General features: G+C 68.1%; 2 protein-coding genes. Both read right to left on the bottom strand.

The genetic code is table 11. The annotated features are described in order from the left end of the window. Positions 1 to 282 (bottom strand): YhfC family glutamic-type intramembrane protease (locus tag JMF90_RS39595; RefSeq protein ID WP_201326602.1); only part of this gene is annotated, 282 nt, incomplete at its 3' end. 55 nt (positions 283 to 337) lie between these two features. Further along, positions 338 to 609 (bottom strand): substrate-binding domain-containing protein (locus JMF90_RS39590; protein WP_201326601.1); only part of this gene is annotated, 272 nt, incomplete at its 5' end.

Genomic DNA, 609 nt, shown 5'->3' with positions numbered 1-609 from the left:
GCGGCCGATTTCCTCGAATACGGCGGTCGCGAGCGCGCTGTACGCGACGAACGCGAGCGGCTGCGTCAGCCAGCCGTCCTCGGGCGTGTGGCTCAGCACGAGCCCGTGGAACGCGCGCTCGAGGATCATCGCAAACAGCGTGAAGACGGTGACGCCGACGATCGTGTCGCGGCGGTTGAGCGCAAGCGGCTTGCGCAGGATGCGGTAGAGGACGAGCGGCAGCAGCGCGATGATCAGCGTGGCGGCGATCAGCGCGGCCAGCGTGACGGGAGCGACAGTCATGTATTTCCTTGGTTCGAAGCAGCGCACCTGACACGCCGCGTGCCCCGAATGATACTCAGCTTGCGGTCGACGCGCGCGCAATCAACTCGCCGGGCAGCATCGCGACGCGCACGTCGCCCGCCGCGCCGTCGATCCGCTCGTGCACGAATTCGACGGCCTTGTAGCCGATTTCGTAGGTCGGCTGACGGATCGTCGTGATGCCGATCAGCTCGGCCCATTCCGGATCGTCGATCGACAGCAGCGCCGCCTTTTGCTGCCATGCGGCGCCGAAGCGCGCGCGCAGGTGGCGCGCGATCGCCAGCGCGACCGGCGCGTTCGCGGCGAACC

This window comes from Burkholderia sp. E168m23, assembly GCF_016586125.1.
Lineage (GTDB): Bacteria > Pseudomonadota > Gammaproteobacteria > Burkholderiales > Burkholderiaceae > Burkholderia > Burkholderia orbicola.
Note: the sequence above shows the minus strand (reverse complement) of the source record. Positions and strands in the feature narration are given on the sequence as shown.